Origin of the sequence: uncultured Microscilla sp. (genome assembly GCF_947493425.1) — a bacterium.
Lineage (GTDB): Bacteria > Bacteroidota > Bacteroidia > Cytophagales > Microscillaceae > Microscilla.
This window is the reverse complement of record NZ_CANLRP010000285.1, coordinates 1-5,768: the sequence shown is the minus strand read 5'-3', so window position 1 is coordinate 5,768 and position 5,768 is coordinate 1. Positions and strand designations below refer to the sequence as shown.

Genomic DNA, 5,768 nt, shown 5'->3' with positions numbered 1-5,768 from the left:
GTAGATAATGAGTACATATTTAGCCTCATAATGGTCATTTAAATTGTCATCACTAGATTTTATACAGAAGGTATTTTTATAATAAATATCAGCTATTATTACTTTAGGGGGGCTTTTAATTTCTATGTATTCAATATCATCAATTGAAATATCAATACGCCTGTTAGAAAAAGACATTGCATTGATAAAGATAATTTTGTCTGAATAAACTTCGATGATATTCATCCAAGATCTGAAGATAAAAAAAGAATCGGTATAGCAAAAACTGCTATAAAAGCTATGCTAACCTCCGTTGTAAATATGGCAACTAATGAGATAGATACTACGAATATAAAGACACCAATAAAATTTATAAAACTTGTTTTATGCTTTGATTTTAACTCCATGATAACAACTTTTTATAAAGAAGCACATATTCTAATTTATAACCGGCGTTATCACAGAAGAATACAGATGCCGACAGTCAATTTAATAGAATTCATTATTTTTTTACCCGTAACGGATGCTGAAGAAATACGTCAAAAAAAAATCACGATTCACCTACTCCCCTGCCCTTATTTTCCAAAATTTTTTATTTAGTTTTATAATTAAAATTATGATCTACCCACCTGCCATCGCTGCCTCAAGACAGAGGGCTCCTAGATACTATTACAAAAAGTAAGGAAGTTCTTGATCTACATCAAGTGAGATATGAAAGGCTTCGCTTACCTTTGCATCATTCAACAACAAACCTTGATACCTATGAAAATAAACTGCGCACAATTGCTCGCCCAGGTAAAAAAAGACAACCAGGAAATTATACAAGTTGCCCAAAACAGTTTTGGTGCACTCAACGAAGATATATTGTATTGGAAACCTGCCCCCAATAAATGGAGTGTGGGCGAGTGTCTTGAACATTTGAACATTACTTTTAGAAGCTATATGCCCAAAATCACTACAGGCATTGACCAGGGCATTGCCAAAGGCTGGGCACCCACCACCGAGTTTCAACCGGGTTGGATAGGAAAAAAGTTTACCAACTCGTTCCGGCTAGACGAATCGGGGCAGCCCAAGCGCCGGGTAAAAACTTTTAAAAGCCTTGACGCAAGCAAGCTACCCGAACGCAATCCTAAAGTATGTGAGGAGTTTATAATCCATGTAAAAAACTTTATTGAACAAACCGACCGGGCAGCTCAGGTAAATTTGCAAAAAGTAAAAGTAACCTCTGTTATTGGCGCAGTTTTACGGTTCAAGCTAGGCGATGCATTGCAATTTATCACCGTACATAACCAACGCCACCTCATGCAAGCCCAAAAGGTACTGGAGGCAAAAAGGCTCGTGAAAAGGCCCAACAGGGCAAGTTCTTAGATGCTGTGGGGGCTACATCACTTGTTGCTCAAGGCTTGTTTTTTTATAAGCCACTAAAAATCAACGTGATAGAAAAGTGTGGTTACCTGTAAACCGAATCTACAGCAGCTTGTTGTGATGAGCTCAACGGAGGGCGTAGCACCGATCTTCATCGGTATCTAAGGACTTGCGGCTTGTCGCTTGAAGCACCGATATGCATCGGCATCTAAGGACTTGCCCCTGTGGGGGCTATAGGCTAAACCCACTTACGCTTTCTCATATAAAAATACATACCCAAACCACAGCTAAGCATCACAACAATGGCTACTGGATAAGCCCAAGGGTAGTTGAGTTCGGGCATGTGCTTAAAATTCATCCCATAAAACCCCGCAATAAAACTCATGGGGATAAAAATGGTGGTAATCAGAGTCAGGGTTTTCATGATCTTGTTCATGTTTTGGCTCAGCCCCGATATATATAAATCCATAAAATGAGCCAATATGTCCTTAAAGTTTTGGTAGGTATGCTCCATTTCCAGCACTTGTTCGTGCAAATGTCTGAAAAAGACCAAGTTCTTTTTATCAACCAATAACAAGTCATCTTGCTTGAGGCGGTTTGCCAAATCCTTTACCGGAAACAGTATTTTTCTGAATTTACTCAACTCTTTTTTAAAGAAAACAATTTCTTTGACCGACTCTTCGTCTACATCAAGAATAAGGCTCTCTTCCATCTCTTCCAGGTCTTCTCTAAACTCCTCCAGTACTTGTTCGTTGTGGTTGAGCACGGCTTGCATCAACAAGTACAATAAGTAATCAGCACCTTTTTTTCTTACCCTGCCCAAGCCTTGCACAATACGGTCGATGATAGGCTGAAAAACTGTAGATGGCTGTCGGTGAAAACTGAGCAAATAGTTTTTGCCAAAAACCAGGCTAATATTATGAGGTTGAAAACGCTTCAATTCAACATCGTAGGCAAAAATAGGCAATATCACCAGGGTATAATTCTCAAAAAATTCCAGCTTAGGCATAATCTCTACATCGTGAATATCTTCGTGGGTAAGGCTATGTAAACCAAAATGCTCTGATACAGGACGAAGTTGTTCTATTGCGTCCAGTCCAACAACATCTACCCAGTTCACTTGACCTTCTATCAACTGAGAGGCTACCAGGCTTGCTTCTAAAGCTGGGGTATGCTTTTGGTTTTGCTGATTGTAGCTGATAAGTTGTATATGTGGATCATTCATTGTTGCTTGTCTTTAAAGTTCATCAGAGAGCAAAATAACATTGAGTTAATTGCCTGTTTTCTTAATACTCACCGTACCAAGGCAAGGTGTAAAACAAAATGCCCGAAAGGTAATTAATTTAGCGTTGGCTTTGTTTATCAAAGTCCGTAATTTATTCATTTTTCCCAAAAAATCGTTTCTAAAAGGACTGGTACTATTACGGCTTATTTGTTAGCAAAACTCACTAATAATCGGTAGATTAGAATCACAACCAAACCTAAGTGAATTAGTTTATGAAACATATAGGCAAAATATTGAGTGCCGCAATCATTGTGGGCGTTGTAGCACTGGTTATTTACAGCTTGCTTCATTGGCTGTCTACTCCTCCGGGTAGCTTTATTGACTGGGCTATAGGCATTGGGGCGGCTATGTGGTTGGTAGTGATTGTAACTGTACCCTGGAATCTGCACTTTGAGGCAAAAACAGTACTTCAGGAAGCACGCCGATCTAAAGAGCGTAACATTGAAGTAGACGATCAAGAGTTAAGCTATGCGCGTAAAGTAGAGCGCCGTTCGCTATGGCTTGCCATTGGCTTGCACCTGGTGTCGGCTATAGCCTTGTATGCTTTGTCCTATTTTAAAATAAGTATTGTGGGATATTTTGGCGCGGGGGCTACCTTACTTTTTACCTTGCTACGCCCCGCCATTCGAGCGTATGAATACATCTCTGAGCGACTGTCGAACTTACGGCACGAGGTATCTTATCCACGCGAAGACGTGTATACTCTAAGAAATGATGTAAACAGATTGCAGGAAGATTTAAAATATTTTGACGAGGAAACTACCAAGCAACAAGAAGATCAAAATCAACAATTGACCCAAGTTTTTACGCTTTTGACAGCACTGGAACAAGCGCTAAAAGTGCTCAATACCGACAACGAACAGGCACACAAGCGTTTGTCTGAAGAAACACGCCACGCTGTAGCTCAGCTCAACGAAGATGGTAAGTTTATAGATAACATTGTGGAAATTATCCGATTTATCAAAAAGGTTTAAAAGCCAGTCACATTCAATACTGCCCTAAAACACTGACTCATAAAGCCAAAACGTAATTTGAGGCAGTAAAACCACTCCTTGGTGAATTTGCCCAAAAATCAGAAGAGTAAACTACTTACCTTTGCAAAGTAACATTTATCTATAGTCACCCACACCATTAACAAATATTATGAAAAAATTTATCTGTATCTTCGCGTGTGTTGCCCTTTTGGTACATAGTCTTACGCTCAAATGACCAAAGCCGATACTCAAACCATCTTAAGCAAAGTAAACTTGTCAGGCATCAAGCACCTGACCATCATGAAAGCATACGGCAACGCCAAAGCTTCTCAAAACTTTTTTTCTATCAAGCCAAGCAGTGCCAAGTTTACCTATTTATCATCATCGCCACAAATTACAGGCAACGACACCCGTGGCAATGGTACCGAGTATACACTCACCATTCCTTATGCCAATATCAGGTGTATTTTGTATAACAAAACCTGGATTTTACAAATTCACATGAAACAATAACCAAATCATCGATAAAGGGGAACTCCACAATAGTGATATTCCCCTTTTTATTAATTTTTTATTTTTGCGCAGTAACTACCGTAAAGTCACGCTCATTCAGTCCTTCTATTTTGCTATTTATCTGTTCGTATTGATCTACCACATTCACTATACGAAACATTTCTTTTTCAAGTAGCTGTATTACTGTATCAGTATCATACAATGCAAACTCATACTTGGTAAAAGGCAGGCTTTCCATAGAGCTTTTTTGTGCAAAAGCAATGCTCAGGCTTCCCTGGGGCTTTAACACCCGATAAAGCTCTCGCACCAATTGGGCAGGTTGCTGCCAAAAATAAATGGTATTCACTGTAATAATTTTATCGAAAGTAGCCACATCATACGGAATGTTCGTTCCATCATACAACGAAAACTTAGCTCTTTGAGCTTCTACAAACTCCTGATTGAGCTTCTGTGCCTGCTCATACATCGTCTCCGACACGTCTAACCCATGATAAGTCACACCTTGAGCTGTAGCTAATATTTGCTCCAAATGAGCGGCATTGCCATGCCCCAATTCTAACACTGTATGATTGTCAAGTGTTTGAGCAGCCTCTAATGCCTTCATGGTCATACTAATATTGGTTTGGTGCATTTTATTGCCCACTTCAATTCCACTAGTTCCGCTTGGGCAACTCAATTGGTTGGCTAAGTTTGCTAAATCTGTTTGGGTAAATTCTTTCTTCATCCCTTTGTTTTTGTTGGTCATGGTAATTTTATTACCCTTGCAACCCTGCTTGTTAGGTTTTAGTTCCAGGTGCTTTAACAAAGTTTTAGTTATGCTATGAGTTTGTTAGTCAAAAAATTAGAAGTCTATTTTTTGAACGCTCCCAGATTTCTTTCATCTTGTACCCAAAAGCCGAAACACATGAAAGAAATCTGGCTGGTAAGACATACCACCCCAAAAATAGCCAAAGGCATTGCTTATGGGCAAGCCGATTTGGATGTAACCGAAGACTACCCAAACGAAAGAGACAGAATAAAGCACCTGCTGCAAGGGCAATACAACACACAAACCCCTGTATATACCAGCCCGCTCAAGCGTTGTCATCTACTTGCCACCGATTTGGCGGCAACTTTGGGCAATGAGCTGAAGGTAGACGATAGGTTGATGGAAATGAATTTTGGGGTGTGGGAACAAACTGCCTGGAACGATATACCTCAAGAAACGCTTACCCCATGGATGAATGACTTTGTAAACTACCGAGTGCCTGAAGGCGAGTGTTTTTTGGACGTACAAGCAAGGGTGGTGAACTTTTGGGAAGACTTGCTACAAACCAATGACGAAAAAGTGATTGTAAGCACTCATAGTGGGGTTATTCGTACCTTGCTTTGTCAGGTGTTAGACATTCCCCTAAAAAACGCCTTTAGACTAGACCTTCACTACGGCACCATCTCTAAGCTCTCTCATCATAAGGGCTTATCTAAAGTAGTATATTTTAATCATTAAAGATAGTAATTTAGTCCAGAGTCCATTTGGAATTACGAGTTTGAGAATTACGAATTGGGCGAAGCCATTCGTAATTTAGTCCAGAGTTGGGAGTCCGTAGACCATAGTTTTTTAGTGTCGCTTTGCGCTCATTCGTAATTTAGTCCAGAGTTGGGAGTCCGTAGAC

At 39.9% G+C, this 5,768-nt stretch carries 7 protein-coding genes; 4 read left to right on the top strand and 3 right to left on the bottom strand.

What is annotated here, in order from left to right; translation table 11 throughout:
• On the bottom strand, positions 1-225 hold a 225-nt coding region (locus Q0954_RS32435), incomplete at its 3' end, for a hypothetical protein (RefSeq protein ID WP_299465689.1).
• 516 nt (positions 226-741) lie between these two features.
• Here Q0954_RS32435 and Q0954_RS32430 point away from each other — a divergent pair.
• Positions 742-1,347: a DinB family protein gene (locus tag Q0954_RS32430; RefSeq protein ID WP_299465686.1), complete on the top strand. Its 606-nt coding sequence runs from the start codon at positions 742-744 to the stop codon at positions 1,345-1,347.
• Between the two features lie 235 nt (positions 1,348-1,582).
• Here the strand turns inward: Q0954_RS32430 and corA are convergent, their stop codons facing one another.
• On the bottom strand, positions 1,583-2,569 hold the full coding sequence (gene corA / locus Q0954_RS32425; protein ID WP_299465683.1) for a magnesium/cobalt transporter CorA: 987 nt from the start codon (positions 2,567-2,569) through the stop codon (positions 1,583-1,585).
• Between the two features lie 272 nt (positions 2,570-2,841).
• Here corA and Q0954_RS32420 point away from each other — a divergent pair, with 272 nt between their 5' ends.
• The gene (locus Q0954_RS32420) at positions 2,842-3,603 is read left to right on the top strand and encodes a hypothetical protein (RefSeq protein ID WP_299465679.1); all 762 of its coding nucleotides are present in this window, start codon (positions 2,842-2,844) and stop codon (positions 3,601-3,603) included.
• 231 nt (positions 3,604-3,834) lie between these two features.
• Positions 3,835-4,116 carry a hypothetical protein gene (locus Q0954_RS32415; protein ID WP_299465676.1) on the top strand — a complete coding sequence of 94 codons (282 nt, stop codon included), beginning with the start codon at positions 3,835-3,837 and terminating at the stop codon, positions 4,114-4,116.
• A 58-nt stretch (positions 4,117-4,174) separates the two neighbouring features.
• Here the strand turns inward: Q0954_RS32415 and Q0954_RS32410 are convergent, their stop codons facing one another.
• Positions 4,175-4,921: a class I SAM-dependent methyltransferase gene (locus Q0954_RS32410; RefSeq protein ID WP_299465673.1), complete on the bottom strand. Its 747-nt coding sequence runs from the start codon at positions 4,919-4,921 to the stop codon at positions 4,175-4,177.
• 99 nt (positions 4,922-5,020) lie between these two features.
• Here Q0954_RS32410 and cobC point away from each other — a divergent pair, with 99 nt between their 5' ends.
• A complete protein-coding gene (gene cobC / locus Q0954_RS32405) occupies positions 5,021-5,602 on the top strand; it encodes an alpha-ribazole phosphatase (RefSeq protein ID WP_299465670.1) in 582 nt (193 codons plus the stop codon).
• Positions 5,603-5,768: the final 166 nt, after the last annotated feature.

Bases quoted from the DNA above. Each gene is read 5' to 3' on its own strand.
- cobC (WP_299465670.1), top strand. From the start codon at position 5,021: ATGAAAGAAATCTGGCTGGTAAGACATACCACCCCAAAAATAGCCAAA.
- Q0954_RS32420 (WP_299465679.1), top strand. From the start codon at position 2,842: ATGAAACATATAGGCAAAATATTGAGTGCCGCAATCATTGTGGGCGTT.
- Q0954_RS32415 (WP_299465676.1), top strand. From the start codon at position 3,835: ATGACCAAAGCCGATACTCAAACCATCTTAAGCAAAGTAAACTTGTCA.
- Q0954_RS32430 (WP_299465686.1), top strand. From the start codon at position 742: ATGAAAATAAACTGCGCACAATTGCTCGCCCAGGTAAAAAAAGACAAC.
- corA (WP_299465683.1), bottom strand. From the start codon at position 2,569: ATGAATGATCCACATATACAACTTATCAGCTACAATCAGCAAAACCAA.